Below are 26502 nucleotides of genomic sequence, written 5' to 3' on the forward strand. Positions count from 1 at the left end.
TGACAGGCGCAAAACGCAAGCGCTGTCCCGTTTTGCAAGGCATTCTGCGGCAAGTCGTCGCGGGTCGCAACCGGCAAACACCCCGCACTTCGCCGCGCGGGTCTCCCATGGCTCGCTGCCGCGCCGTCCCGGCGCCGTCTCGCGCAGCGTTGCATCGGGGCTTCCCGTCCGGTCAATCCGACACACTGCGGGCAGGCGTCATGCGAAAGCTTTAAAATATCGCTTTTGACGCCTTCCCCTGCCCCGCCATGACGCAATTCTGTATCGCCCCCAGCATCCTGTCCGCCGACTTTGCCCGGCTGGGCGAAGAAGTCCGTAACGTCGTGGCGGCGGGCGCCGACTGGATCCACTTCGACGTGATGGACAACCATTACGTTCCCAACCTGACCATCGGCCCGATGGTCTGCGAAGCGATCCGCCCGCACGTCGACGTGCCCATCGACGTGCACCTGATGGTGCGCCCGGTCGATCGCATCGTGCCCGACTTCGCGAAGGCCGGCGCCAACCTCATCACGTTCCATCCGGAAGCCTCCGAGCACGTGGACCGCACGCTGGGCCTCATTCGCGACAACGGCTGCAAGGCCGGCCTCGTGTTCAACCCGGGCACCCCGCTGCACTATCTGGATCACGTGATGGACCGCCTGGACATGGTGCTCATCATGTCGGTCAACCCCGGCTTCGGCGGTCAGTCGTTCATTCCGGAAGCGCTCAACAAACTGCGCGCCGTGCGCGCACGAATCGACGCCTACACGGCCGGGACCGGTCGTGAAATCCGTCTGGAGATCGACGGCGGCGTGAAGGTCGAGAACATCGCGGAAATCGCGGCTGCCGGCGCCGACACCTTCGTGGCCGGTTCGGCGATCTTCGGCAAACCCGACTACAAGGCGGTAATCGACCAGATGCGCGCCCAACTCGCGAGCGTCGCATGATCCAGAATCCGCATCTCCAGCTCGATGGCATCCGCGCCGTGCTGATCGACCTCGACGGCACGCTCGTCGACACCGCCGGCGACTTCGGTGTCGCATTGAACGCCATGCTGGCCGATCTCGACGCCGCGCCGGTGCCCGTCGAGCGACTGATGACGTTCGTGGGCAAAGGCACCGCCAATCTGGTGCGCAAGACGCTCGCCGAACGTTTCCCGGAAAGCGATATCGACGCGCTGTTCGAGCGCGCGCAGGACAAGTACGAAGCCGTCTACACGTCGATCAACGGCGAGAACACGGCGCTCTACCCGGAAGTGCGCGAAGGCCTCGCGGCCTTGCGGGAAGCGGGCCTGCCTGTCGCGTGCATCACCAACAAGCAGCACCGCTTTGCCGTTGCGCTGCTCGAACATTACGGCCTCGCCGGACAATTCGACCTCGTGTACGGCGGCGACTCGTGGCCCCGGCGCAAACCGGACCCCATGCCACTCGTCAAGGCGTGCGAGGCGTTCGGCGTTTCGCCGAGTCAAACCGTGCTCATCGGCGACTCGGCCAACGACGCGCAGGCCGCCCGCGCGGCAGGCTGCCGCTCGCTCACCGTGCCCTACGGCTACAACCATGGCGAATCTATACAAACGATCGACACGGATGGTATAGTCGCCTCAATTCTGGGCGCTGCCCGGGCGATTCTGCCCAAAGCGGCGTCCACACTGGCGAGTTGAATTCGCCGTCTTCCACACTGCATTCAAGCGCAATGTTCCTGAACAAGAAACGGAGTCTTAGCGTGATCGACCGGGGGGCCTGGCCCTGGCGACGCTGGTCCTGCTGAACCCTTCCCAAGGGGTGGCCGGGACCGCCGGAGTTCGTCTTCGGCAACCCGTTTCTTGCATCGTTGTTGTTCCCAAGAAGTCATTGATCGGCGCACCGTTTCCCGTTTCCCGCGGCGTACCGATTCGTCGAGACACATCGCAGCTTGCTGTTGCTCGCATCGCCCATGCGCGCGCGTTCGCTGCGGCTCGACGTGGGTCAGCACACCCGCCTCCCCGACACGACTCAGGTATTCTCAACGCCAATCCACGCCGATTCTGCGGGACCGCCCGCCGGCAACAAACCTGCAGGCAGAGTGCATCATGACCGAACTCGAATTCAAATCGCTGGCCAATCAAGGCTTTAATCGCATCCCGTTGATCGCCGAGGCCTTTGCCGATCTCGACACGCCGCTCTCGCTCTATCTGAAGCTGGCGCAGGGCGACAGGCGCGGCGCCAACACCTTCCTGCTTGAATCCGTCGTCGGGGGCGAGCGCTTCGGCCGTTACTCTTTCATCGGTCTGTCGGCGCGCACACTGCTGCGCAGCTTCGGTCCGAAAACCGAAGTCGTGCGCGACGGCACGGTCGTCGAGACCCACGAGGGCGATCCGCTCGAATTCATCACCCAGTTCCAGGCGCGCTTCAAAGTGGCGCTGCGCCCGGGCATGCCGCGTTTTTGCGGCGGCCTCGCCGGCTACTTCGGCTACGACGCCGTGCGCTATATCGAAAAGAAACTCGCGCACACCACGCCGCGCGACGATCTGAATCTGCCCGACATTCAATTGCTGCTCACGGAAGAACTCGCCGTGATCGACAATCTGACGGGCAAGCTCTATCTCATCGTCTACGCCGATCCCACGCAGCCTGAAGCCTATTCGAAGGCGCGTCTGCGTCTGCGTGAACTGCGCGCCCGGTTGAAAGCGCCGGTCGACGCCCCCGTCACCTCGGGCAGCGTACGCACCGAGACTTTCCGCGAATTCGCCAAGCCGGACTATCTGGCCGCCGTCGCCAAAGCCAAGGAGGCCATTGCCGCCGGCGAACTGATGCAGGTGCAGGTCGGCCAGCGCCTCATCAAGCCGTATCGCGACGCCCCGCTCTCGCTCTACCGCGCGCTGCGCTCGCTCAACCCGTCGCCGTACATGTACTTCTACAACTTCGGTGATTTCCAGGTCGTCGGCGCTTCGCCCGAGATCCTCGTGCGTCAGGAACGTCGCCAGACGCCGGACGGCGAGCAGGAGATCGTGACGATTCGGCCGCTGGCCGGCACACGCCCGCGCGGTGCGACGCCCGAGCGCGACGCCGAACTGGCGAAGGAGTTGCTTGGCGACCCGAAGGAAATTGCCGAACACGTCATGCTCATCGATCTGGCGCGCAACGATGTGGGCCGTATTGCGCAGACGGGCACCGTCGAAGTGACCGACAAGATGATCATCGAGAAATACTCGCACGTGCAGCACATCGTAAGCTCGGTGGAAGGTCGCCTGCAACCGGGGCTGTCGAACATCGACGTGCTGCGCGCCACCTTCCCGGCCGGCACGCTCACCGGCGCGCCGAAGGTTCGCGCCATGGAACTCATCGATGAACTGGAGCCGGTCAAGCGCGGCCTGTACGGCGGCGCCGTCGGGTATCTGTCGTTCGGCGGCGAAATGGATGTGGCCATCGCGATTCGCACGGGCGTCGTCAAGGACGGCAATCTGTATGTGCAGGCAGCGGCTGGCATTGTGGCCGACTCGGTGCCCGAATCCGAATGGCAGGAGACGGAAAACAAGGCCCGCGCCGTGCTACGCGCCGCCGAGCAGGTGCAGGACGGACTCGACGCCGAGTACTGATGCATCCCGGTGTGCTCGTCCCGGTGCACCGTTGCACCAATGTGAAGCACGTTGCCGTTTGAAACGCGACAGCACCACGCATATTGCATGCATGTGAAGCCATCGCCGAAAGGCCTCGAATCGATGCTCCAGTCGATTCGGGGCCTTTGTTGATTTAGCACAACCGTTCGCTTTTTTCGACCACTCCGGTATACGCCAATTGACGTCACCCGCGATATAGTTAGGTGTCCGTCGGGAGGTCGAAGCTTCTATGGCGAAACCATGCAATCCACGTATGCGTTCCGGCGCCGCGAATACCCATGCGACGCGCCGGGCACCCATTGCCCCCACAAAGTCTGTCACCGCCGTCAGCGGTATCGCGGCCGCGGGGATAGCTATCCTGCTCGGCGGCTGTATGTCGATGGCGCCCACGTACGAGCGCCCAGCCGCGCCTGTCGCCAATATCTGGACGTCCGACGCCGGCCCTTCATCGGTCACGCCGGCCACGCCGTCCACGGTCGCCCCCCAGCCGGCATCCGCCCTCGACTGGCGCGAGTACTTCGCCGACCCGCAGTTGCGCAGTCTCATCGAGACCGCGCTGGCCAACAACCGCGACTTGCGCGTCGCACTCGCGCGTGTGGAGCAGGCGCGCGCGGTGTATGGCATTCAACGCGCCGATCTCTTCCCGTCGGCGGGCATCGGCGCAAGCGGCACACGTCAGCGCCTGCCCGGCGACCTGAGTCTCACCGGCAACCCCTACATCAGCAGCCAGTATCAGGTCGGTCTGGGGCTATCGACGTGGGAGCTGGACTTCTGGGGGCGCATCCGCAATCTGAAAGACGCCGCGCTCGACGATTACCTGGCGTCCGACGCGTCGCGCCGGGCGCTTGAACTGAGCCTGATCTCGCAAGTCGCGCAGACGTGGCTGAGTCTTCGCGAATACGACGAGCGCATTGCTCTCGCGCAGCAGACCGTCGACAGCCGCGCCGAATCGTTGCGGATCTTTACGCGGCGAGAACAGGTCGGGTCGACGTCGAAACTCGATCTCACCGAAGTCACTACGCTCTGGCAGCAGGCGCGCGCGCTCGTCACACAGCTCCAGCAGCAACGCGCCGCGCAGGCGCATGCGTTGCAGGTGCTCGTCGGCATACCCATCGACACCTCGCCGCAGGCGCTTGACCGCATGGCCGACGACGCCAGTCTCATGCGTGATCTCGACCCCGGCCTGCCCTCGTCGCTGCTCGAAGACCGCCCCGACATCATTGCAGCCGAATATCAACTGCGCGCCGCGCACGCGAATATCGGCGCGGCGCGTGCGGCGTTCTTTCCGCAGATCACACTGACCGGCTCCGTCGGCACGGCGAGCAGCGCGCTCGATGGCCTGTTCAAGGCGGGCAGCGCCGCATGGTCGTTCACGCCGAGCATCAACCTGCCGATCTTTCAGGGCGGGCGTCTCGTGAACAATCTCGATCTGGCCGAAGCGCGCCGCGTGGAGTCGGTCGCGAATTACGAGAAGACGATTCAGGGCGCATTCCGCGACGTGGCTGACGCCCTGAGCGCACGCCGATGGCTGGCCGATCAGGTGACGATCCTGCAAGCGACGCAGGACGCACAGGCCGAGCGCGCGCGTCTGGCAAAACTGCGTTACGACCACGGTGCGGCGGCATTCCTCGAAGTGCTCGACGCCCAACGCGATCTCCTCGCCATCGAACAACAGACGGTTCAGACCCGCCGCGCGCTGCTCTCGGCACGGGTATCGCTCTACGCGGCGCTCGGCGGTGGCAGCCGCCTCATGCCCGCGGCCGGCGTCCCTGCCGGTCCGTTCGCGCGCACGCCGCGCGTTGTCGAACCGACACCTGCCGCACCGGCGGCCAACACCCCGAACACAGCGCAGACCGTCCAATAAATTCAAGAGGTCACAAGACATGACGCTTCCCAACGCCAAGAAACTCGTTCCAGCCCTCGTCATACTCGTTGTGATCGCACTGGGCTGGTATGGCTGGAAGACCTACAGCAACGCCGGTCCGGGCGACGGCTTCGCCAGCGGCAACGGGCGTATCGAAGCGACGGAAGTCGATGTCGCGACAAAGATGGCCGGACGTGTCGAAGCCATCTACGTGCGCGAGGGCGACTTCGTCAAGGCAGGTCAGGTCCTCGCCAGGATGCAGATCGACACGCTCAATGCGCAGCGCGACGAAGCGCGTGCGCAATACCAGCAGGCCGTGACGAATGTCGCGGCGATTCAGGCCCAGGCAGCCGCGCGTCTGTCGGACAAGGCGACGGCACAGGCGAATGTCGCCGCACGCGAAGCCGAACTCGACGCTGCCCGGCGCCGGCTCGCGCGCTCCGAAACGCTCTCGAAGGAGGGCGCATCGTCGGTGCAGGAACTCGACGACGACCGCGCGCGCGTGCGCAGTACCCAGGCCGCCGTGACCGCCGCCAAGGCGCAAGTCGCGGCGGCGCAGTCCGCCGTCGAGGCAGCCAACGCACAGGTCACCGGCTCGAAGTCCACGGTCGAAGCCGCGCAGGCCACCATCAACCGGATCGAAGCCGACATCACGGATAGCGAACTCAAGGCCCCGCGCGACGCTCGCGTGCAGTACCGCGTGGCACAACCGGGCGAGGTGCTTGCCGCCGGCGGCAAGGTGCTCAACCTCGTCGACCTGTCCGATGTGTACATGACGTTCTTCCTGCCCGAAGCCGTCGCCGGACGCCTCGCCATGGGCGCCGAAGCGCGCATCGTGCTCGACGCCGCGCCGCAGTTCGTCATTCCCGCGAGCATCTCGTTCGTCTCGAGCACCGCGCAGTTCACGCCGAAGACCGTGGAAACGGAAAGCGAGCGCCAGAAGCTGATGTTCCGCGTGCGTGCTCAAATCGCGCCCGAACTGCTGCAACAGCATCTGAAACTCGTGAAGACCGGCCTGCCCGGGGTCGCGTGGGTGAAGACCGACAGCAAGGCCGAATGGCCGGCCCAATTGCGCACGAAGCTGCCGCAGTGAGCCGTGCATCATGACGCTCCCGCCCCCCGCTCCCCGCTCGCCTGATGGCGCCCCGCGCGCGCCTGCGCAGCACGCGCCACCCGTCGTCCACGTAGCGGGCGTCACGCTGAAGTACGGCAGCAAGACCGTCGCGCTGGACAACGTCTCGATCGACATTCCGGCCAATTGCATGGTTGGGATGATCGGCCCGGACGGTGTGGGCAAATCGACGCTGCTCTCGCTGATCGCCGGGGCGCGCGCCGTGCAGACGGGTACTGTCGAGGCGCTGGGCGGCGACATGGCGAGCAAGGCGCACCGGGAACGGGTGTGCCCGCGCATTGCCTACATGCCGCAAGGGCTGGGCAGGAACCTCTATCCGACACTCTCCGTCGAGGAAAACCTGCAATTCTTCGCGCGTCTGTTCGGCCACGACGCCGTCGAGCGCCGTCGGCGCATCGACGACCTGACCCGCAGCACCGGTCTGCATCCGTTCCTGGACCGGCCGGCCGGCAAGCTCTCGGGCGGCATGAAGCAGAAGCTCGGTTTGTGCTGCGCACTGATCCACGACCCCGATCTGCTGATTCTTGACGAGCCGACCACCGGCGTGGACCCGCTCGCCCGTGCGCAGTTCTGGGACCTCATTGCCCGCATCCGCCGCGAGCGTCCGACCATGAGCGTGATCGTGGCCACGGCATACATGGACGAGGCGCAGCGCTTCGACTGGCTCGTCGCCATGGACGCAGGCAAGGTACTCGCGACCGGCACGCCTGCCGAACTGCTCGCCCGCACACGCCGGGACAGCCTCGAAGCGGCTTTCATCGACTTGCTGCCGGACGAGAAGAAGCGCGGCTACGAGCCGGTCGTGATCCCTGCCCTGCACATCGACGAACACACGGAGATCGCCATCGAGGCGAAAGGGCTGACGATGCGCTTCGGCGATTTCGTGGCCGTCGATCATGTGGACTTCCGCATTCGTCGCGGCGAGATCTTCGGCTTTCTCGGCTCGAACGGATGCGGCAAGTCGACCACGATGAAGATGCTCACCGGTCTGCTTCAGGCGAGCGAAGGACAGGCGTGGCTGTTCGGCCACGAAGTCGATCCCAAGGACATCGATACGCGACGCCGTGTGGGCTATATGTCGCAGGCCTTCTCGCTCTATACCGAGCTGACGGTGCAGCAGAATCTCGTGCTCCATGCACGGCTGTTCCACGTGCCGGAAGCCGACGTCGAGGCCCGCGTCGCCGAAATGGTGCGGCGTTTCGATCTGGCGGAAGTTCTCGACGCCTTGCCCGACAGCATTCCGCTGGGCATGCGTCAGCGTCTTTCGCTCGCCGTGGCGATGGTGCACAAGCCCGAATTGCTGATCCTCGACGAGCCGACCTCGGGTGTCGATCCTGTGGCACGCGACAACTTCTGGCGTCTGCTCGTCGAGCTCTCGCGCCGGGACCGGGTGACGATTTTCATCTCGACGCACTTCATGAACGAAGCCGAGCGCTGCGACCGCATCTCGCTGATGCACGCAGGCAAGGTGCTCGTCTCGGATCCCCCCGCGAAGATCACGAAGGACAAGGGCGCGCATACGCTCGAACAGGCGTTCATCGAATATCTCGTCGAGGCTGGCGGCGGGACACCGCAAGCGCCCGAAACGGCCAACGCGGCGAAGACCGCCCCCGCGGCGCACGCGGATCAGGCGAATCAAGGGGACCGGGCGCACCGCAAGGGTTTTTCGCCGGGGCGCATGATCAGCTACCTCTGGCGCGAGGCGCTGGAACTGCAACGCGACCCGGTGCGCGCCACGCTCGCGCTCGTCGGCTCGCTCGTGCTGATGCTCGTGATGGGGTACGGCATCAGCATGGACGTGGAAGACCTGCGCTACGCCGTGCTCGATCGCGATCAGACGACGCTCAGTCAGAACTACGCGCTCAATATCGCCGGTTCGCGCTACTTCATCGAACAGCCGCCCATTACCGATTACAACGACATGGATCGCCGTTTGCGCGACGGTGAACTGTCGCTCGCCATCGAGATACCGCCGGGCTTTGCGCGCGACGTCTCCCGCGGCAAGGCCGTGCAGATCGGCGCATGGATCGACGGCGCGATGCCGACGCGCGCGGAGACCGTACAAGGCTACGTCCAGGGCATGCATCAGAACTGGCTCGCCGATCAGTCGCTGCGACGGCTCGGCGTGAGTCCCACGTCGTCGCTCGACATCGAGACACGCTTTCGCTACAACCCCGACGTCAAGAGCCTGCCGGCGATGGTGCCCGCCGTGATCCCGCTGCTTCTGCTGATGCTGCCCGCCATGCTCACCGCCCTGTCGGTCGTGCGCGAGAAGGAGATGGGATCGATCCTGAATCTGTACGTCACGCCTGTCACACGCACCGAATTTCTGATCGGCAAGCAGATTCCGTACGTGGCGCTCGCGATGCTCAACTTCCTGCTCATGGCGCTGCTCGCCGTAACGTTGTTCGGCGTTCCCATCAAGGGAAGCTTCCTGACGCTCATCACCGCCGTCTTCATATTCAACGTGGTCGCAACGGGCATCGGCCTGCTGGCGTCCACTTTCACCCGCAGTCAGATCGCGGCCCTGTTCTTCACGATGATCGGTACGATGATTCCGGCCGTGCAGTTTGCCGGGATGATTACGCCGGTGCCGTCGATGGAGGGCTCGGGCCGGTTCATCGGCGAGATCTATCCGGCGACTTACATGCTCATCATCAGCCGTGGCGTCTTCAACAAGGCCCTCGGCTTCGGGGATCTGGGCAGCGCCTTCTGGCCGATGCTCATGGCCGTGCCCGTCATACTGGGCACCACGATCCTGCTGCTCAAGAAACAGGACAAATGATGGCCAGCCCGAGCACGCCACACGGCTCCGCGCCCAATCCTTCACCGACGCCACCGACGCCACCCACGCCGCCGTCATTGCCGGCTTCGCCGTCGGCAACGGCCGCGCCATCGCGCGCGGCGCCGCCACGACGCCGTCACCCGTGGCTACGGCATCTCGCGAACATCTACCGCCTCGGGGTCAAGGAGCTGTGGAGCCTCGTGCGCGATCCGATGATGCTGATCCTGATCGTCTACACGTTCACGGCCTCGGTCTACTCCTCCGCCACCGCGCAGCCCGACACGTTGCATCTGGCACCCATCGCCATCGTTGACGAAGACGCCTCGCCGCTGTCGCAGCGCATTGTCTCCGCGTTCTACCCGCCGCAGTTCACCGTGCCGCAGATGATCACGGCCGATGCTGTCGACCGGGGCATGGACGAAGGCGCATACACCTTCGCGCTGAATATCCCGCCGAATTTCCAGCGCGACGTGCTCGCGGGCCGCGCCGCCGAAGTCCAGCTCAACGTCGACGCAACCCGCATGAGCCAGGCGTTCTCGGGCAGCGGGTACGTGCAGCAGATCGTCTCCACGGAAGTCCGCGAATTTCTCCAGCGATACCGCTCGACGCCCGAACTGCCGGTGGATCTGGCGTTGCGCGTGCGCTTCAATCCGACGTTGGAGCGCGCGTGGTTCGGCTCGCTCATGCAGATCATCAACAACATCACCATGCTGTCGATCATCCTCACCGGCGCCGCGCTCATTCGCGAGCGCGAGCACGGCACCATCGAGCATTTGCTCGTCATGCCGGTGACACCGACCGAGATCATGCTGGCGAAAGTGTGGTCGATGGGGCTGGTGGTGCTGATCGCGGCTGCCATGTCGTTGTGGCTGATCGTGAGCGGTGCGCTGCATGTGCCCATCGGCGGCTCGGTCGCGTTGTTCCTGCTGGGCGCCACGCTGCACCTGTTCGCGACAGCCTCGATGGGGATATTTCTCGCAACGCTCGCCCGCTCGATGCCGCAGTTCGGCATGTTGCTGATTCTGGTGCTGCTGCCGCTGCAAATGCTCTCGGGCGGGAACACCCCGCGCGAGAGCATGCCGAAGCTGGTGCAGGACGTCATGCTCGTCGCGCCTACAACGCACTTCGTCGAGTTGGGACAGGCGATTCTGTTCCGTGGCGCCGGGATCGGCGTCGTGTGGGTGCAGTTCATGGCGCTCGCCGTCATCGGCGCCGTGTTCTTCACCGTCTCGCTGCGGCGCTTTCGCCGCACGCTCAGTTCGATGGCGTAACGCTCGCGGCCCGGCGGCATCTCCGTCGCCCCCCATCGCGGTGTTCGCCGACCCTGTCATGCCGGATTTGTGAGGTCATTGCCATGCCTGCCAAGTCGTCTGCCGCACACGAGCGCCGCCCCTCGCGTCGCGCCTTGCCTGGCGCCTCCCATCGCAGCAGCGATGCGGCGCATGCCTCCCACACCGACGACACAAATGCCGCGCACGGCGCTCCATGGCTGGCGAATCTGCCGTGGATGGCCGCCGCCGCCGAATACGCCGTGGACGCCTGGCAGCGCAGCGTACTGTTTGCCGACGTCATGCGCCAGCGCGGCAATCAATATCAGGAACATCTCGCCGAATCCGCACCGAATGTGCTGGATTTCGCGGCCGAAGTCATTCTCGATGCGCACACACTGCCGCGCCCGTGCAACTACTGCCTGATGCGTATCCTCGCGCCGGAGGACACCCCGACGCTGCCCAACGCGCGTCCGTTCGTGGTAGTCGACCCGCGTGCGGGGCACGGCCCGGGCATCGGCGGCTTCAAGCCCGACAGCGAGATCGGCGCGGCGTTGCGCGCCGGGCATCCGTGCTATTTCGTGGGTTTTCTCCCCGATCCGGTCCCGGGGCAGACGGTGGAAGACGTGATGCGCGCCGAGGCCGCGTTTCTGGAGAAAGTGATTTCCCTGCACCCGGAGAGCGCCGGCAAACCCGCCGTCATCGGCAATTGTCAGGCGGGCTGGCAGGTATTGATGACCGCGGCCATGCGCCCGGAACTGTTCGGTCCGATCATCGTGGCGGGTGCGCCGGTGTCGTACTGGGCCGGCTGGCGCGGGCGCAATCCCATGCGCTATTCGGGCGGCCTGCTCGGCGGCAGTTGGCTCACCGCGCTCACGAGCGATCTCGGCGACGGTCGTTTCGACGGCGCATGGCTCGTCGAGAACTTCGAGAATCTCGACCCGGCGAACACGCTCTGGCGCAAGAAGTACCATCTGTACGCGAACGTCGACACGGAGGCGCCGCGCTATCTCGGTTTCGAGAAATACTGGGGCGGGCACGTCTTCCTGAACGCGCAGGAAATGCAGTACATCGTCGACAACCTGTTCATCGGCAATCGGCTCACGAGCGCCGAACTGATTACCAGCGACGGTATCCGTCTCGACTTGCGCAATATCCGCTCGCCCATCGTAGTGTTCTGCTCGTATGGCGACAACATCACGCCCCCGCCGCAGGCGCTCGGGTTCGTCACCGACATGTATCGCGACGACGAGGAAGTCCTCAGTCACGATCAGACCATCGTGTACGCCACGCACGACAGCATCGGCCACCTCGGCATCTTCGTGTCGAGCAGCACCGGGCGCAAGGAACATCGCAAGTTCGTCAACAACATCGATCTGATCGACGTGCTGCCCGCGGGTATCTATCAGGCGCAAATCGCCGACAAGACGCGCGACACCGTGCACAGCGAACTGGCCGAAGGCGACTACGTGATGTCGATCCAGCGGCGCAGTGTCGAAGACGTACGCGCCATCGTGCAACCCGACCCGGAGAGCGACCGGCGATTCGCGGCAGTGGCCCATCTGTCGGACATCCACCTCGGTTTGTATCGCAGCCTCATGCAACCATGGGTGCGCGCGATGGTGACGCCAACCTCGGCGTACTGGATGCGCCTGCTGCACCCGCTGCGCGTGAACTACGAACTGTGGTCGGATCGCAATCCGTTTGCCGTGCCCTTCGCCGGGAAAGCCGGGCGTGTGCGCGAGACGCGGCGTCCGGTGTCGCCCGACAATCCGTTTCTTGCGCTGGAGCATGCAGTGTCGAGCGCCATCGAGCAATCGCTGAACTTCTATCGCGACGTGCGTGACGACGGCTACGAGAAGGCGTTCGAATTCATCTACGGTCAACCGTGGGTACAGGCACTCGCCGGACTGCATGGCAGCGATGGCGCGGCGGTGCGCGTGCATCCGGGCACCTCACCCGAACACGTGGCATTCGTGAAGGAAGCGCTCGAACTGCGCCGCCACGAGGTGCGCCAGGGCGGCGTGCTCGAAGCGGGCATTCGCGCGCTGCTCTGGGTGCATCGTTTGCATGGCGAGGCTGACGAGCGCCAGTTCAATCTCGCGCGGTCGTTGCCGCGAGGCGACGCGCAGATTTCCATCGAACGCTTTCGCGAGATCATCCGTCGCCAGGCCGGGCTGCTGCGCATGGCGCCGAATGCGGCCATGGACGCGATTCCGGGCATGCTGGCGCAGGCCTCGCCCGAGCATATTCGCCTCGTGGCGAACGCTGTCAGGGATCTGAGTTTCGCCGTACCGCTGGAGGATGGCGAGCAAAACGATCTGGACCGGGTGCTCGCGGTCTTCGAGCGGGCCGCGGAAAAACGCGAGGGCCAGATGTCCGGGCCGTTGGAGCGTCAGGCGAAAGCGTCATCGCAACGCCCGGCGCGCGCATCGCGAAAAACGAGCGCAGGCACAAAGTCGTCCGCGAAGGCCGCGACAGGTGCGACAGGTGCGACAGCCAAATCGACGCGTGCCAAATCGATGCGCGCCAAACCGGCGAGCGTCAAAGCTGCGACTGCCGGGGCGGCCGGGACCGCGCGTCGCCCGGCAACGAAGAAACCGGCATGACCACCGCCGACTATCGCGCGCAAATGTCCTTCGACGGTGCCGGCCGGGGCGAGGCCGGCACGTCCAGCCGCGCGAGCAACCCGCCGCCCTCTCGCGGTGCAAACGTCAACGTTCCATCGAAACGCGCGACGATCGCCCGCACGATGGAAATCCCGAGGCCGGCGCCCTCGCCTCGCCGGCGTCCCTGATCGCCGCGCCAGAAGCGCTGCCCCACCCTTGCGGTCTGCGCCGGCGCGAGTCCCGGCCCGCGGTCGGCCACTTCAATGCAGTAGCGCCGGTTCGCCTCGTGCGCATGCACCGTCACGCCGATCTCACTGCCCGGCGGCGAATACCGAACCGCGTTGTCCACGAGGTTTCTCACCGCCGTGCCGAGCATCGAGCTGGGCAGGACGGATCCACTGTCTGCGCCCGACATCCGGAACGCGAACCGATCGGTCTCTCCCCATTCGCTCAGCACGCCGGCGATTACGCTGCCCACGCACTCGCATTTGTCCTGCTCGTGCACCGGCGCCTCTGCGTGCGCCAGCGCCATCAACTGGTCGAGCGTGTGGCGCAGACGCTTCACGCCGGCACCGACCTGCTGCAAGGCGATTCTCGACGGCTCGCCTTGCGTCATCTGCGCGACCTGCAAGTGCGTGTCGATGGCCGTGAGCGGCGTACGAAGCTCATGGGCGGCACCATCGGTAAACGCACGCTGCCCCGCCAACGTCTTCGCCAGCCGGTCCTGCCATTCGTTCAGTGCCGCCACAACAGGTTTCAACTCGGTGGGCGCGCGTCCGATGTCGACCGGCGTCGTGTCGTCGGTTTGCTTGCGACGCAGGGTCATTCGCAGGGTATCGAGCGGTCGCAGCCCTCGCCCGATACCGATCCAAAGCGCCAGCAGGCCACCGACGACCGCGATCAGGAACGGCACGCCCGCCGCGCGCAGCATGTCGCGTGTGAGTGCCGCGCGCCGGTCCACGAGATCGGCCGTCATCACCTGATAGCCCGCGGCGTCCTGCAACACGTAGATGCGCCAGCGACGGCCGTCGATCTCCCGCGTGCTGAAGCCGACCGGCAATGCGAGCGACGCCGATTGCGGTCCTTCCCCGGTATGCGCGAGCACGGCCCCCTGCAACGAGCGGATTTCGCACGCGATACCCTCGCCCGCCCCCGCACGGAACACGCCGGCCCAGTCGCGCTCCCCGGTCGACGGGGAAAACGCGGCGCGTGCCATCAGGCCGGACACCATCGTCGCAGACATGGCAAGGCGCTCGTCGAGTGCCTCGTCAAGGCGCTCGCGCACGCCTTGCATCATCCAGCCCGCCGCCGCCATCCACAGCACGGTCAGCGCGACCCCGGCAATGAGGACCGCACGCAGCCGAAGACTCATGACAGGCTCCATCCCAGGCGGTAACCGAGGCCCCGCGCTGTCTGGATAGCGTCGCACCCCAGCTTGCGTCGCACATTGTGAATATGGACATTCAGCACGTTGCTGTTGACGCGCTCGGTCATGCCGTACAGGCGCACGTGCAGCATGTCGGGGGATAGCCATCGGCCGCGGCTGCTCGCGAGATAGGCGAGCAGGTCGACTTCGCGGCGGGAGAGTTCGACGGGCACGCCGTTGAGCCACGCGAGCCCGCTCGCCGGATCGAGCCGCAGTGGACCGGCCTCGATGATCTGTACGGCCCGCCCATGCGTGCGGCGCACCAGCGCATGCAAACGCGCCGCAAGTTCGCGCAGATCGAACGGCTTGACCATGTAGTCGTCCGCACCGGCATTGAGTCCCGCGATGCGGTGCTCGATGCCGTCGCGCGCCGTCAGGATGAGCACCGGTACATCGGGCTCGACGGCACGTACGCCGGCGATGATGCCCAGACCGTCGCCGTCGGGCAAACCGAGATCGAGCACCAGCGCATCGAAGGTATTTTCGGCATGGGCGGCCATCGCGGCCTCGCCGCAGGCGCTCGCTTCGACGTGAATTCCCAAAGTCGAGAGCCCCGCAACGATGCCGTTCGCAATCGGAGGATCGTCTTCTACCAGCAGTACTCGCATTGATTCACGCCTCTTTCTGGCCTGGTTCGGGCACGCCGACATGTTACGGATAACGTGCATGCCGGTCAGGCGACGTTTCGCGCGACGGCGCGCGTTAACTTTCAGTTAATCGTTCTCGACCACGCTCTGTCTTGTTTCGATTGATTCAGGGAGGACAGATTGCGACGCCGAATCGTTTTCATCTTTGTGATTTTGCTCGGCGCACTCGGTGCGCTTCGCGTGCCCGGGGCGCTGGCCGCATTGCCATGGCAGTCCGGCGCGCAGGTGCTCGACGCCGCGCAGGTGCTCCGCCTGGATGCACCGCGCCATGAGAACGGCGACATTGTCGTCGGCAGCCGAATTGCCAAGGATCACTACGTTTATCGCCATTCACTGCGTGTAGAGGACGCAGCGGGAAAGCCGGTCGACTTCACGCTGTCGGACGGCAAGCCCCACGTCGACGAGTTCTTCGGCGAATCCGAGATCTACTACGACGACCGTCTGCGGCTGAAGTTTCATGCACCGCTAACGGACTACGTCGTGCTGCATTGGCAGGGATGTGCGCAGGCAGGCATCTGTTATCCGCCGCAGACCATCCGGATCGCGCTATCGGGCGCTGCCGCGCCCGCGCAATACGGCGATGCCTCGTCGGCACTCGCGGCGCTGTCGGCACTGGCGGCATCCGGCGAGGCTGCCGAACCCGCGATGCCAGGCAGCGACGCGATAGCCCCTGCCACGCCGGCCGTCCCCACGCCAAACGGCGCGGCGGCTGCCACGGCCACCGTACCGCTGGCCGCCGATCAGGAAGCGGCCAATCAACTCGCCACGCTCGATCCCATTGCGGCCAAGCTGTTGTTCTTCGGCCTCGGGCTGATGCTGGCCTTCACACCGTGCGTGCTGCCGATGGTGCCCATCGTGTCCACGATGATCGTGGGCAACCGGCCTACGCCGATGCGCGCGCTGGCCCTGTCGTCGGCATATGTGCTGGCCATGGCGCTCACTTATGCCAGCGTGGGCGTCGCGGCAGCGCTTGCGGGAGCGAACCTGCAGGCGACGCTGCAATCGCCGTGGCTCCTGAGCGCCTTCGCCGCGCTCTTTCTGGTGCTGGCCGCATCGCTGTTCGGCATGTTCGAGATTCGTCTGCCGTCGTTCATCGCGAATCGTCTCGACGCCGCCGGACGCCATCGCACCGGCGGCACACTGACCGGCGCGGCGGTGCTGGGCTTCCTCTCCGCGTTGCTCGTCGGCCCCTGCATGACCGCGCCGCTGGCAGGCGCCCTGCTTTACATCGGCCAGACCGGCAATGCGTGGATGGGGGGCGGCGCACTCTTCGCGATGGGCCTCGGCATGGGCATGCCGCTGCTGGCCATCGCACTTTTCGGGGCGCGTATTCTGCCGCGTCCGGGGGCATGGATGGTGCGCGTGCGCATCGCGTTCGCTTACGTGATGGTCGGCATGGCGATCACGATGCTCGGCCGTTTCCTTCCCGGGCATGTCAGTCTCGCCCTGTGGGGCGCACTGGGCCTCGGGGTGGCCGTCGGCGTGGCCGGTTGGGCGTGGGCGATTCGTGGAACGCCGGCAGGCTGGGCGGTGGGCTTCATGTCGGCGCTGATCGGACTGTGGTCCGTGATGTGGCTCGTTGGCGCGGCATCGGGCAGCGACTCGTTGATGCGCCCGCTGGCGCAGGCCGGCGCCGTCACCGGCGGGCCGGGCGATGCGCGCTCGCGCAGCGCACGCCCGGTCGACTACGTGCGCGTCAAATCGGCGCACGACGTGGAGGCCCGCATCGCGCAAGCCGCCGGCAAAGGACAATGGACGCTCATCGACTTCTATGCCGATTGGTGCGTGAGTTGCCACGTCATCGAACGCGACGTGTTCGGCGATCCGGAGGTCGCCGCGCGTCTGGCGCAGATGCAGGTGCTGCGCCCCGACGTCACGAAGCATGACGCCGTCGACCAGGCGCTGATGAGACGCTGGAGCGTGCTCGGTCCTCCAACGCTCATCCTCGTCGATGCCTCCGGCAAGGAGGTGCGCGAGCATCGCATGGTCGGCGAGCTGAATGCCCAGACGTTCCTGAGCCGTCTCGATGCAGCGCAGGCGGCGCAGACCGCAAACGCGGCGCAGGCATCATGATCGCCCTCGGCCCGTTCCCCATGAACGCGGCGGCGGTCGCGGCAGCGGCGATCTTTGCCTGGCTCGCCGCCCGATACCTCCTGCGCAAGACAGATGCCCCATCGCGCCGCGCCGGCGCCGCCATCTTGCTCGACGCCGTATTCGTCGGCCTGTTCGCCGCCCGCGCGGTTTACGTGCTGCGCTGGTGGCCCGATTACGCGGCGTCGCCGCTGTCCATCGTCGCCATCGGCGATGGGGGCTTCGACAGGCTCGGCGGCCCCGTCGCGGCGCTCGCATGGGCGCTGTGGCGCACCCGGCGCCACCCGATACGCAGGCGTCCGATAGTCGCCGGGATGCTGGCGGGCGTCGCGGTGTGGGGCGCCTTGCAGGCAGCGCTGACGTTGGCGCTGCGCGAAGCTCCGCCGTTACCTGCGCTCACGTTGTCCGACATTCGTGGTCGTCCCATGCCCCTGGAGAGGCATCTCGGCAAGCCCATCGTGATGAATCTCTGGGCGAGTTGGTGCCCGCCGTGCCGTCGTGAAATGCCGGTGCTCGCCCAGGCGCAGACGGACTATCCGGACGTGCAGTTCCTGATGATCAATCAGGGCGAGGCGGCACATACGGTGGCAGCGTTCGTGCAATCGCAGGGACTGACGTTCGACCATCTGCTGCTCGATCCCGATTCCCAAACCATGCGCGCCGCGCAGACGCGCGCCCTGCCCACCACGCTGTACTTCGATCCGACGGGTCGTCTGGTCGATGCGCATCTGGGCGAGCTGAGCGCCGCGGGTCTGCGCGACGTGATTCACCGCAAGCTCCGGCAACCTTCGCCATTCCCGGCGTCTTCCCCACGAAAGGAGTAACTCATGTCGGTTCGCAAGACCCTCGCTTTTACCGTCGGCTCACTGGCTGCACTCTTCCTCTCGTCATCCGGCATGGCAGCGGACGCGGTCTCGCCCGCCCATGTTGCTGCGCCCGCCACCACCGCCCTCACCGCTGCACCCGCCGCTGCACCCACCGCGCCCGTTGCATCCGGCACACTCGCCGCGTCGGCCACTGGCCCGGCCGTCGTGCAGGCACTGGCGCGCGAGGGCGTGACGGCGTTGCAGCCGTTCGACACGGGCGTCAAGGACCTGGCCGGATACGCCGGGCTGGCAGGACAGCAGCCGGTGGCGGTCTACGTGCTGCCCGACGGTAACGGCATCGTCGGCACGCGCATCGGGGCGGACGGCAAGCCGCTCGACGTGGAGCGGGTGACGAAACTCATCGAGACGCCGCTGGGGGAAGCGATCTGGTCGAAGCTCGGCGCATCGCAGTGGGTGCAGGACGGAAAGAAGGACGCCCCGCGCATCGTCTACACGTTCGGCGACCCGAACTGCCCGTACTGCAACCGGTTCTGGGAAGCGGCGCGCCCGTGGGTCGATTCGGGAAAAGTGCAGTTGCGCCATGTGCTCGTGGCCGTCATCAAGGCGGACAGCGTGACCAAGGCTGCCGCCATTCTCAGCGCTTCGAATCCGTCTGCCGCCCTCACGCAGAACGAACAGAAGTTCAGGCAGGGAGGCATCAAGCCCGCGCGCAATGTCTCCAAGACCGTCGCGCAGACGCTCCAGTCCCACCAGATGCTGATGGCCGAACTCGGTTTCCGGGGCACGCCGGGGATCGTCTACCGCAACGGCAAGGGGGTCGTGGAGCGCACCAACGGTATGCCGCCGCCCGAGGCGCTAACCGCCATTCTGGGAGCGCGCTGAGCGGCAGCAGCGTTGGGTGACGAGCGGTCCGGCACGCCGTCCGGGCGCGATCCGGTTGCCGGCCCCGGGTAGCAGAATCGTCGAATGGCCCCCGCTATCCGGCGCACATTCTTGCGAGAAACGGGCGGATGACGCGCGAAACCGGCCGAATCGCCGCTTTTTGCGACACCCGCCCACGGCGTGCCGAAGATACTGCTACAATCGCCTCACTATGAAGTCGCATCAGTCTTCCTCCCTCCTCTGGTCGCCCCTGACCGCTGCCCTGCGCTGGTGGCGGTAACCCGCCACGTCTATCTCATCCCCATAGCGCCCTCCCCCGCGGACCGCGAATTCCATGTGGGGGCATGCTCAGGGGGCCATCGCAAATTCCACGCGTTCGACAATCTTTGTCACCAGACGAACAGGGACCATCATGCTGCTGATGATCGACAACTACGACTCGTTTACCTACAACATCGTCCAGTACTTCGGTGAGCTGGGCGAGGACGTGCGCGTCTTCCGCAACGACGAAATCACACTCGACACGATTGCCGGACTCGCCCCCGAGCGTATCTGTCTGTCGCCCGGGCCGAGCTGCCCGGCCAATGCCGGCATCACGCTCGACGTGCTCAAGCGCTTCTCCGGCGAAATCCCCATTCTTGGCGTATGCCTCGGCCATCAGGCCATCGGGGAGGCCTTCGGCGGCAACGTCGTACGTGCGCAGCAGATCATGCACGGCAAGGTAAGCGAGATCGAAACCACGCAACAGGGCGTGTTCGCGAACCTGCCCAAGCGCTTTACCGTTACCCGTTATCATTCGCTCGCCATCGAGCGCGCCTCGCTGCCCGACTGCCTCGAAGTCACCGCCTGGACCGACGACGGCGAAATCATGGGCGTGCGCCACAGGACGCTCGACGTCGAAGGCGTGCAATTTCACCCCGAGTCGATTCTGTCGGAGCATGGCCATGCCGTGCTGCGCAACTTCCTGCAAGCGGCGCCGCGCGCCGCCATCGCCGCCTGACGGCGGACACGGCCCCACCGACAGAGGAGAAGTCGAAAAATGATCACCCCGCAAGAAGCGCTTCAGCGCACCATCGAACACCGCGAAATTTTCCACGACGAGATGCTGCACCTGATGCGTCTCATCATGAAAGGCGAGATTTCGCCTGTCATGTCGGCGGCCATCATTACCGGCCTGCGCGTAAAGAAGGAAACCATCGGCGAGATCGCCGCGGCCGCGCAGGTCATGCGCGAATTCGCGAATCACGTCGACGCGCCGTCCGACGAGCATTTCGTCGACATCGTCGGCACCGGCGGCGACGTGTCGCATACCTTCAACATCTCCACGGCATCGATGTTCGTTGCAGCCGGCGCGGGCGCCAAAGTGGCCAAGCACGGCAATCGCGGCGTGAGTTCGAAGTCTGGCAGCGCCGACGTGCTCGAAGCCCTGGGCGTCAACATCATGCTCTCGCCGGCGCAGGTCGCCGAGTGCCTTGGCGAAGTCGGTATCGGGTTCATGTTTGCCCCGAACCATCATCCCGCGATGAAGAACGTTGCCGCCGTGCGCAAGGAAATGGGCGTGCGCACGATCTTCAACATCCTGGGGCCGCTCACCAATCCGGCCGGCGCACCGAATCAGTTGATGGGCGTGTTCCACCCGGATCTGGTCGGGATTCAGGTCCGGGTGATGGAACGTCTGGGGGCCGAGCACGTGCTCGTCGTCTACGGCAAGGACGGCATGGACGAAGTGTCCCTCGGCGCCGCCACGCTCGTCGGCGAACTGAAGGACGGCAAGGTCACCGAGTACGAAATTCATCCCGAGGACTTCGGTTTGCAGATGGTGAGCAACCGCAGTCTGAAAGTCGGCAGCGCCGAGGAATCGAAGATGATGCTCATCGAAGCGCTCGAGAACACCGCGGGAACCGCGCGCGAGATCGTCACGCTCAATGCCGGTACGGCGCTGTACGCGGCCAACCGTGCGACATCGATTGCCGACGGGATCGCCATGGCGCGCGAGTCCATCGCGAGCGGCGCCGCGCGCAGGAAGCTCGATGAATTCGTCACATTCACGCAGCGCTTCAAGGCGTAAGTTTTCCCGGACTCCTTATTGATATGTCTACCGTTCTCGACAAGATCCTGGCCGTGAAGGCCGAAGAAGTCGCCGCCGCCCGGCGGGTGCGCGACTTCGCGAGCCTGCGCCGCGACGCGGAAGCGACCGTTGGCGACAGCGCACTGCGTACGCGCGATTTCGTGGGCGCCCTCCGTACGAAGATCGACGCCGGCCTGCCCGGCGTGATCGCCGAGATCAAGAAGGCCAGCCCGTCGAAGGGCGTGATCCGCGAGGATTTCGTGCCGCCGCGCATTGCCGGGTCGTACCGGAAAGGTGGCGCGGCCTGCCTGTCGGTGCTCACCGATGTGCAGTTCTTTCAGGGCGCGCCCGAGTATCTGAAGGCCGCGCGCGCGGCGTGCGATCTGCCGGTACTGCGCAAGGATTTCATGATCGACGCCTATCAGGTGTACGAGGCGCGCGACATGGGCGCCGACTGCATTCTGCTCATCGCCGCGGCGCTGGAGCTCTCGCAGATGCGCGAGCTCGAGGCGCTGGCGCACGAGCTAGGCATGGCGGTGATCGTCGAAGTGCATGACGGCCGGGAACTCGACGCCGGCCTCGAACTGCGCACGCCGCTGCTGGGCATCAACAACCGCAACCTGCACACCTTCGAAGTCACGCTCGACACGACGCTGGGGCTGTTGAAACACATTCCGCAGGATCGCCTCGTCGTGACGGAGTCGGGTATCCTGTCGCGTGACGACGTGACGCGCATGCGCGCGGCCAACGTCAATGCCTTTCTCGTCGGCGAAGCGTTCATGCGCGCGCCCGAGCCGGGCGACGCGCTTGCTGCTTTGTTCGACATGCCTCGCTGATTCACTGACTCGCTGACTCGCCGCCCCGCTGCATCGGGGATCGTCAGGCGAATCGCGCAAGCGAACCATGGTGCGGTGCCCCGCATGGGCGCCGCGCGACTTCCGGCGAGGCGCGCCGTTCCGGCCTCGGATCGCGATGCCCGCCTCGACCGGCGTTCCCTGACAGGAGCGGCCCATGGCCCTCGAACGCGAACTCAAACTTGCCCTGCCCGGCGATCTGCCCGCCTCGCGCGCCGACGCGCTGATTTCCCATCTCGATCGCCTTCCCGGCGCACAGGCCCGGGGCGAACGCCATCTCGTCAATCGCTATTTCGACACGCCGGATCTCGCCCTTGCGCGCGCGAAAGCCGCATTGCGCCTGCGCTATGTGGCGCGTGACGGGCATGCCGGACAGTGGCTGCAAACGCTCAAGTCCGTCGGCGTGGCACGCGACGGAGTGCACGTGCGGCACGAATGGGAGTTGGCCGTGCATGGCGAAGCGCTCGAACTCGCACCGCTCATCGCCGCATGCGACATGCCTGCGACGGCAGCGTTGTTACGCGACGAAGGCGAGCGCGTCGTCGCACAGTTCGAGACGAATTTCGTGCGACGCCTGTGGCGCTATGTCGCAGGCGACGGCACGGCCGTGGAGATTGCGTTCGACCGTGGCGAGGTGGCTGTCGAGGCCGACGGGTTACGTCACACGGAACCGCTGATCGAAGTGGAACTGGAACTGCTCGACGCCCCGGATGACGACCGCGACGGCCAGGGCGAGCGCATTTTGCAGGCGCTGGCGCGGGACCTGTGTGCCGTGCTCGCGGAGTTGCACAGCGATAACGTGAGCAAGGCGCAGCGCGGTTACCGGCTGCGGCAGAAGGTGCTGGGCGGCTGAAGCGGGCAACGACGGGCCGACGCGACAGGGACTGCGCGGGCACCGAAGCATCGAAGCGCACCATCAAGACGATTCATACCTCCATATTCGCACATCCGACAGACTGACCGCATGGCACCACGTACCCCCCCCTCCTCGCGCGCCCGCGGGACCGCCAAATCCGCGACCGGCACCGGCGAAAACCGGCAAGGCTCCCTGTTCGACGGCGCAAGCGATCCGGTGAACGGCGACGGCAGGACCGCGGACATTGCAAGCCTTCCCCGCGATCACACAGGCGGCCACACCGTCGCCGGTCCGCTCAAGGGGCACATCGAAGACCAGTTCGACGCCTTGCCGGGCGCATGGAAAGCGCTGGTCGCGCCGTTTGTGCAGAGCGAGGCGTATGCCCCCCTGTGCCGATACGTCGACGCCGAAGTCGCCGCCGGCAAGACCGTCTACCCGGCGGACATCTTCCATGCGCTGCGCATGACGTCGCCGAAAGACGTCAAGGTCGTCATTCTCGGGCAGGACCCCTATCACGGCGAGGACCACGGCATTGCACAGGCGCACGGCATGGCATTCTCGGTGCAGCGGGGCGTGCGTGTGCCGCCGTCGCTGCGCAACATCTACAAGGAGATCGAGCGGGATCTGGGCATCGCCCCGCCCCCGCACGGCAATCTCGATGCATGGGCAAAGCAAGGCGTGCTGCTGCTGAACACGACGTTGACGGTGGAAGCGGGGAACGCGGCAAGTCACGCGAAGCCGTTCAAAAAGGGCGGTTGGCAGGCATGTACGGACACCTTGCTATCGGGCCTCGCCGCTCAGCAAGGCCCACTGGTGTTTCTGCTGTGGGGCAGCCATGCGCAGGCCAAGGCACCGCTGTTGTCGGGCCACGGGCACCTGCTGCTCGAAGCTCCGCACCCGTCCCCGCTGTCGGCCCATCGCGGCTTCCTCGGTTGCGGACATTTCAGCGCCGCCAATGCGTTTCTGGAACAACACGGCAAGACCCCGATCGACTGGCGGATCCCGGCGTAATTTCAATATATCGATTCGCATACGCAATTCGCGTTTACATGAAATGGCGAAGACATTAAACTTTCGGCCCGTAATGAGAACTTTTATCAATCTCATTAACAATAACTAAATCGCGCGTTGCCCGGCCTGTGAAGCGTCGACGGCGGCGCCTTCGCCGGAAACACGTATGTCCAACGCCTTTCAGGCGCGTCAGCGCCTGCTCGCTTCCGCCTGCGCCTTTGTCGTCGCCGGCAGTTTCGCCTCCCTTCCCGCCCACGCCCAGAGCGCTCAGTCGACGTCCGATGTCACGCCCGGCGCCTCGCCGCAGGCGTCCGGCCCGGCACAGGCCAATGGCAATGCCGCAGCCGCCGTCACCCTGCCGACCACACAGGTGAACGACAGCGCCGTCGCTTCGCCCATGCAGACGAAGACACTGCCGTCGTACAAGTTCGTCGCGCCGCTGCGCGATACGCCGCGCTCGATCACCGTCATTCCCGAAGAACTGATCAAGCAGACGAACGCCACGACGTTCGCCGAGGCGCTCAAGACCGTGCCCGGCATCACGTTCCTCGGCGGTGACGCCGCCGCGAACCCGTCCGCCGACCGTCCCGTCATTCGCGGCTTCGAATCGCGCAACTCGATCTTCGTCGACGGCATGCGCGACTCGGGCGTGCAGAACCGCGAAACGTTCGCCATCGAGAACATCAGCATCATCAAAGGCCCCGACTCGGTCTACGCAGGCCGAGGCGCCGTGGGCGGCAGCATCGACATTACGACCAAGACCCCGCGTCTCGAAGACTTCACCAACGCGAGCCTCGGTCTGGGCACCGACAGCTACAAGCGCCTGACGATGGACGTCAATCGCCAGATCAACGATCAGACCGCCGTGCGTCTTAACGTGATGGGCCACGACGCCGACCAGGCCGGCCGCAACAACGTGTATAGCAAGCGCTGGGGTGTCGCGCCGTCCGTGGCATTCGGCCTGAACAGCCCGACCACGGTCACGGTGAGCTATTACCACCTGAATTCGTACGACATGCCGGACTTCAGCGCACCGTTCCGCGCCGCCGGCGGCACGCCCGACGGCGGTTTTCAGCGCAACCAGTTTTATGGCCTGAACAATCGCGATTACCGTCGCGGCCAGACGGATACGGGCGAGATCAAGGTCGAACACCGCATCGACGACACGTGGAAGATCAAGAACACGACGATGGTCGGTCGCGCCACGCTCGACTACATCGCGACGAACCCGCAATTCCTGAGCACGAACCCGAACATCATCGCGCTGCAAGCCAAGAGCGGGAAATACGCCACGAACAGCATTGCCAACCAGACGGAACTGACCGGCAAGGCGACCCTGTTCGGCTTCGAACACACGTTGACGGCAGGCCTCGAATTCAGCAACGAACAAAGCCGCTACGAGGGCTACCTCGTGACGGACAGCGCGGGCAACAACATTCGTTCGACAAACTCCACCGCGCTGTGCGCCGTTCCGTACAACTGCACGACCATCGGCAACTGGAACCCGGATAATCCATGGACCGGCAGCATCGCGCTCAACGGCGATAAAGGTTTCCCCGGCGCCGCGACCAACACGCGCACCAACGTCGCGTCGGCCTATCTGTTCGACAGCGTGAAACTCTCCGAGCGTTGGCTCCTGAATGCGGGCGCGCGCTTCGACCGCTTCGACGTGAACGCCGTGCAAGCCGGGGTACCCGACCAGAAGAATATTTCGAACCTGTTCAGTTTCCAGTTGGGGCTCGTCTATAAGGTGTTGCCGTCGTTGAGTCTATACGCGTCGTACGGCACCTCGGCCAATCCGCCGGGCTCGAACAGCGGCCTGGGCGGCGGCAACGACCAGATCACGTCGGCCAACAACAACCTCTCGCCCGAGCGCAGCCGCAACATCGAAGTCGGCGCGAAGTGGGACGTGATCGATCAGCGCCTGTCGCTGAGCGCCGCCCTGTTCCAGACGGATAAGACCAACGCGCGCGTGTCCGACGGACTCGGCGGGCAGATCAACGCCGGTAGCCAGCGGGTGCGCGGCGCCGAACTCGGCTGGGCCGGCAGTTTGACGAACCACTGGCGTGTGTTCGGCGGTTATTCGTATCTGAACGCGCTCACCACCGACGCCGGCCCCGCCGCCGCCCCGGGTTCGAACGGTTTGCCGATGGTGATGGTCCCCAAGCACAACCTCACGCTGTGGACCGACTATGAAGTCATGCCGAAGCTCACGCTCGGCGCAGGCATGACGCTATCGAGCCTCACGTACGCTTCGGTGACGGCAACGACCCGCAAGTGGACACCCGGCTACGCCCGCTTCGACGCGATGGCCACGTACCGCGTGTCGCGCTCGGTCGATCTGCAACTGAACGTGCAGAATATCTTCGACAAGAAGTATTACTCCAGCGCTTACCCGATCTACGCGACGTGGGCGCCAGGGCGCACCGCCATGCTGACGCTGAACTTCCATCAATGATCGTGCATCGGTAAGTGTTGCCGTCGGACACGGGAAAGGGGATCCGGTCATCGCGACCGGGTTCCCTTCGCATTTCGGGAACGATGGCCGACGCGTCCTCAACCAGTACAGCGAAGCCTGATTTCAAACGGCCGATTCACCCCCTTC

Annotated in this window: 19 protein-coding genes; 17 read left to right on the top strand and 2 right to left on the bottom strand. The window is 65.3% G+C overall.

Annotated elements, in window-relative coordinates:
- Positions 1 to 248 precede the first annotated feature (248 nt).
- The 8 genes from rpe to AB870_RS20310 all read left to right on the top strand — a co-directional run bounded on the left by rpe (position 249) and on the right by AB870_RS20310 (position 13235).
- A complete protein-coding gene (gene rpe, locus AB870_RS20275) occupies positions 249 to 929 on the top strand; it encodes a ribulose-phosphate 3-epimerase (RefSeq protein WP_047906069.1) in 681 nt (226 codons plus the stop codon).
- Positions 926 to 1642, top strand: coding sequence for a phosphoglycolate phosphatase (locus AB870_RS20280; protein WP_047906070.1), 717 nt, complete (start codon positions 926 to 928; stop codon positions 1640 to 1642). The genes rpe and AB870_RS20280 overlap by 4 nt, the downstream gene beginning before the upstream one ends.
- Before the next feature lie 408 nt (positions 1643 to 2050).
- A complete protein-coding gene (trpE, locus tag AB870_RS20285) occupies positions 2051 to 3556 on the top strand; it encodes an anthranilate synthase component I (RefSeq protein WP_047906071.1) in 1506 nt (501 codons plus the stop codon).
- Positions 3557 to 3950: 394 nt separating this feature from the next.
- Positions 3951 to 5441 carry an efflux transporter outer membrane subunit gene (locus AB870_RS20290; RefSeq protein ID WP_047906072.1) on the top strand — a complete coding sequence of 497 codons (1491 nt, stop codon included), beginning with the start codon at positions 3951 to 3953 and terminating at the stop codon, positions 5439 to 5441.
- A gap of 19 nt (positions 5442 to 5460) precedes the next feature.
- On the top strand, positions 5461 to 6534 hold the full coding sequence (locus AB870_RS20295) for an HlyD family secretion protein (protein WP_047906073.1): 1074 nt from the start codon (positions 5461 to 5463) through the stop codon (positions 6532 to 6534).
- 10 nt (positions 6535 to 6544) lie between these two features.
- On the top strand, positions 6545 to 9358 hold the full coding sequence (gene rbbA / locus AB870_RS20300; protein WP_084663933.1) for a ribosome-associated ATPase/putative transporter RbbA: 2814 nt from the start codon (positions 6545 to 6547) through the stop codon (positions 9356 to 9358).
- Entirely contained in the window at positions 9355 to 10629 is a 1275-nt protein-coding gene (locus AB870_RS20305; RefSeq protein WP_237169994.1) for an ABC transporter permease, read from the top strand. Before rbbA ends, AB870_RS20305 begins: the two co-directional genes overlap by 4 nt.
- A 236-nt stretch (positions 10630 to 10865) precedes the next feature.
- On the top strand, positions 10866 to 13235 hold the full coding sequence (locus AB870_RS20310; RefSeq protein ID WP_047908483.1) for a DUF3141 domain-containing protein: 2370 nt from the start codon (positions 10866 to 10868) through the stop codon (positions 13233 to 13235).
- Between the two features lie 10 nt (positions 13236 to 13245).
- Here the strand turns inward: AB870_RS20310 and AB870_RS20315 are convergent, their stop codons facing one another.
- Together AB870_RS20315 and AB870_RS20320 are read right to left on the bottom strand one after the other, a co-directional pair.
- Positions 13246 to 14607: an ATP-binding protein gene (locus AB870_RS20315; RefSeq protein WP_047908484.1), complete on the bottom strand. Its 1362-nt coding sequence runs from the start codon at positions 14605 to 14607 to the stop codon at positions 13246 to 13248.
- A complete protein-coding gene (locus tag AB870_RS20320; RefSeq protein ID WP_047906074.1) occupies positions 14604 to 15269 on the bottom strand; it encodes a response regulator transcription factor in 666 nt (221 codons plus the stop codon). Before AB870_RS20320 ends, AB870_RS20315 begins: the two co-directional genes overlap by 4 nt.
- A gap of 159 nt (positions 15270 to 15428) precedes the next feature.
- On the opposite strand from AB870_RS20320, the gene dsbD reads away from it, so the two are divergent.
- From dsbD to AB870_RS20365, 9 genes are all read left to right on the top strand, one after another.
- Positions 15429 to 17381, top strand: a complete 1953-nt coding sequence (dsbD, locus tag AB870_RS20325) for a protein-disulfide reductase DsbD (protein ID WP_047906075.1) — start codon at positions 15429 to 15431, stop codon at positions 17379 to 17381.
- Complete coding sequence (locus tag AB870_RS20330; protein ID WP_047906076.1) at positions 17378 to 18223, top strand: TlpA disulfide reductase family protein; 846 nt, start codon at positions 17378 to 17380, stop codon at positions 18221 to 18223. The genes dsbD and AB870_RS20330 overlap by 4 nt, the downstream gene beginning before the upstream one ends.
- Before the next feature lie 3 nt (positions 18224 to 18226).
- On the top strand, positions 18227 to 19108 hold the full coding sequence (dsbG, locus tag AB870_RS20335) for a thiol:disulfide interchange protein DsbG (protein ID WP_237169995.1): 882 nt from the start codon (positions 18227 to 18229) through the stop codon (positions 19106 to 19108).
- Between the two features lie 412 nt (positions 19109 to 19520).
- Entirely contained in the window at positions 19521 to 20108 is a 588-nt protein-coding gene (locus AB870_RS20340) for an anthranilate synthase component II (RefSeq protein ID WP_047906077.1), read from the top strand.
- Positions 20109 to 20147: 39 nt separating this feature from the next.
- Positions 20148 to 21176, top strand: coding sequence for an anthranilate phosphoribosyltransferase (gene trpD / locus AB870_RS20345; RefSeq protein WP_047906078.1), 1029 nt, complete (start codon positions 20148 to 20150; stop codon positions 21174 to 21176).
- Positions 21177 to 21199: 23 nt separating this feature from the next.
- Positions 21200 to 22012, top strand: coding sequence for an indole-3-glycerol phosphate synthase TrpC (gene trpC, locus AB870_RS20350; protein WP_047906079.1), 813 nt, complete (start codon positions 21200 to 21202; stop codon positions 22010 to 22012).
- A gap of 175 nt (positions 22013 to 22187) precedes the next feature.
- Complete coding sequence (locus tag AB870_RS20355) at positions 22188 to 22883, top strand: CYTH domain-containing protein (protein ID WP_047906080.1); 696 nt, start codon at positions 22188 to 22190, stop codon at positions 22881 to 22883.
- Between the two features lie 111 nt (positions 22884 to 22994).
- The gene (locus tag AB870_RS20360) at positions 22995 to 23897 is read left to right on the top strand and encodes a uracil-DNA glycosylase (protein WP_047906081.1); all 903 of its coding nucleotides are present in this window, start codon (positions 22995 to 22997) and stop codon (positions 23895 to 23897) included.
- Between the two features lie 166 nt (positions 23898 to 24063).
- A complete protein-coding gene (locus AB870_RS20365) occupies positions 24064 to 26355 on the top strand; it encodes a TonB-dependent receptor (protein WP_047906082.1) in 2292 nt (763 codons plus the stop codon).
- Positions 26356 to 26502: the final 147 nt, after the last annotated feature.

The sequence above is a fragment of the Pandoraea faecigallinarum genome, from assembly GCF_001029105.3.
Lineage (GTDB): Bacteria > Pseudomonadota > Gammaproteobacteria > Burkholderiales > Burkholderiaceae > Pandoraea > Pandoraea faecigallinarum.

Coding starts and splice junctions, on each gene's coding strand:
- AB870_RS20295 (WP_047906073.1), top strand. CDS start 5,461: ATGACGCTTCCCAACGCCAAGAAACTCGTTCCAGCCCTCGTCATACTC.
- trpD (WP_047906078.1), top strand. CDS start 20,148: ATGATCACCCCGCAAGAAGCGCTTCAGCGCACCATCGAACACCGCGAA.
- AB870_RS20280 (WP_047906070.1), top strand. CDS start 926: ATGATCCAGAATCCGCATCTCCAGCTCGATGGCATCCGCGCCGTGCTG.
- AB870_RS20310 (WP_047908483.1), top strand. CDS start 10,866: ATGGCCGCCGCCGCCGAATACGCCGTGGACGCCTGGCAGCGCAGCGTA.
- AB870_RS20360 (WP_047906081.1), top strand. CDS start 22,995: ATGGCACCACGTACCCCCCCCTCCTCGCGCGCCCGCGGGACCGCCAAA.
- dsbG (WP_237169995.1), top strand. CDS start 18,227: ATGTCGGTTCGCAAGACCCTCGCTTTTACCGTCGGCTCACTGGCTGCA.
- AB870_RS20355 (WP_047906080.1), top strand. CDS start 22,188: ATGGCCCTCGAACGCGAACTCAAACTTGCCCTGCCCGGCGATCTGCCC.
- AB870_RS20315 (WP_047908484.1), bottom strand. CDS start 14,607: ATGAGTCTTCGGCTGCGTGCGGTCCTCATTGCCGGGGTCGCGCTGACC.
- trpE (WP_047906071.1), top strand. CDS start 2,051: ATGACCGAACTCGAATTCAAATCGCTGGCCAATCAAGGCTTTAATCGC.
- AB870_RS20365 (WP_047906082.1), top strand. CDS start 24,064: ATGTCCAACGCCTTTCAGGCGCGTCAGCGCCTGCTCGCTTCCGCCTGC.
- AB870_RS20340 (WP_047906077.1), top strand. CDS start 19,521: ATGCTGCTGATGATCGACAACTACGACTCGTTTACCTACAACATCGTC.
- AB870_RS20305 (WP_237169994.1), top strand. CDS start 9,355: ATGATGGCCAGCCCGAGCACGCCACACGGCTCCGCGCCCAATCCTTCA.
- trpC (WP_047906079.1), top strand. CDS start 21,200: ATGTCTACCGTTCTCGACAAGATCCTGGCCGTGAAGGCCGAAGAAGTC.
- rbbA (WP_084663933.1), top strand. CDS start 6,545: ATGACGCTCCCGCCCCCCGCTCCCCGCTCGCCTGATGGCGCCCCGCGC.
- AB870_RS20320 (WP_047906074.1), bottom strand. CDS start 15,269: ATGCGAGTACTGCTGGTAGAAGACGATCCTCCGATTGCGAACGGCATC.
- rpe (WP_047906069.1), top strand. CDS start 249: ATGACGCAATTCTGTATCGCCCCCAGCATCCTGTCCGCCGACTTTGCC.
- AB870_RS20330 (WP_047906076.1), top strand. CDS start 17,378: ATGATCGCCCTCGGCCCGTTCCCCATGAACGCGGCGGCGGTCGCGGCA.
- AB870_RS20290 (WP_047906072.1), top strand. CDS start 3,951: ATGTCGATGGCGCCCACGTACGAGCGCCCAGCCGCGCCTGTCGCCAAT.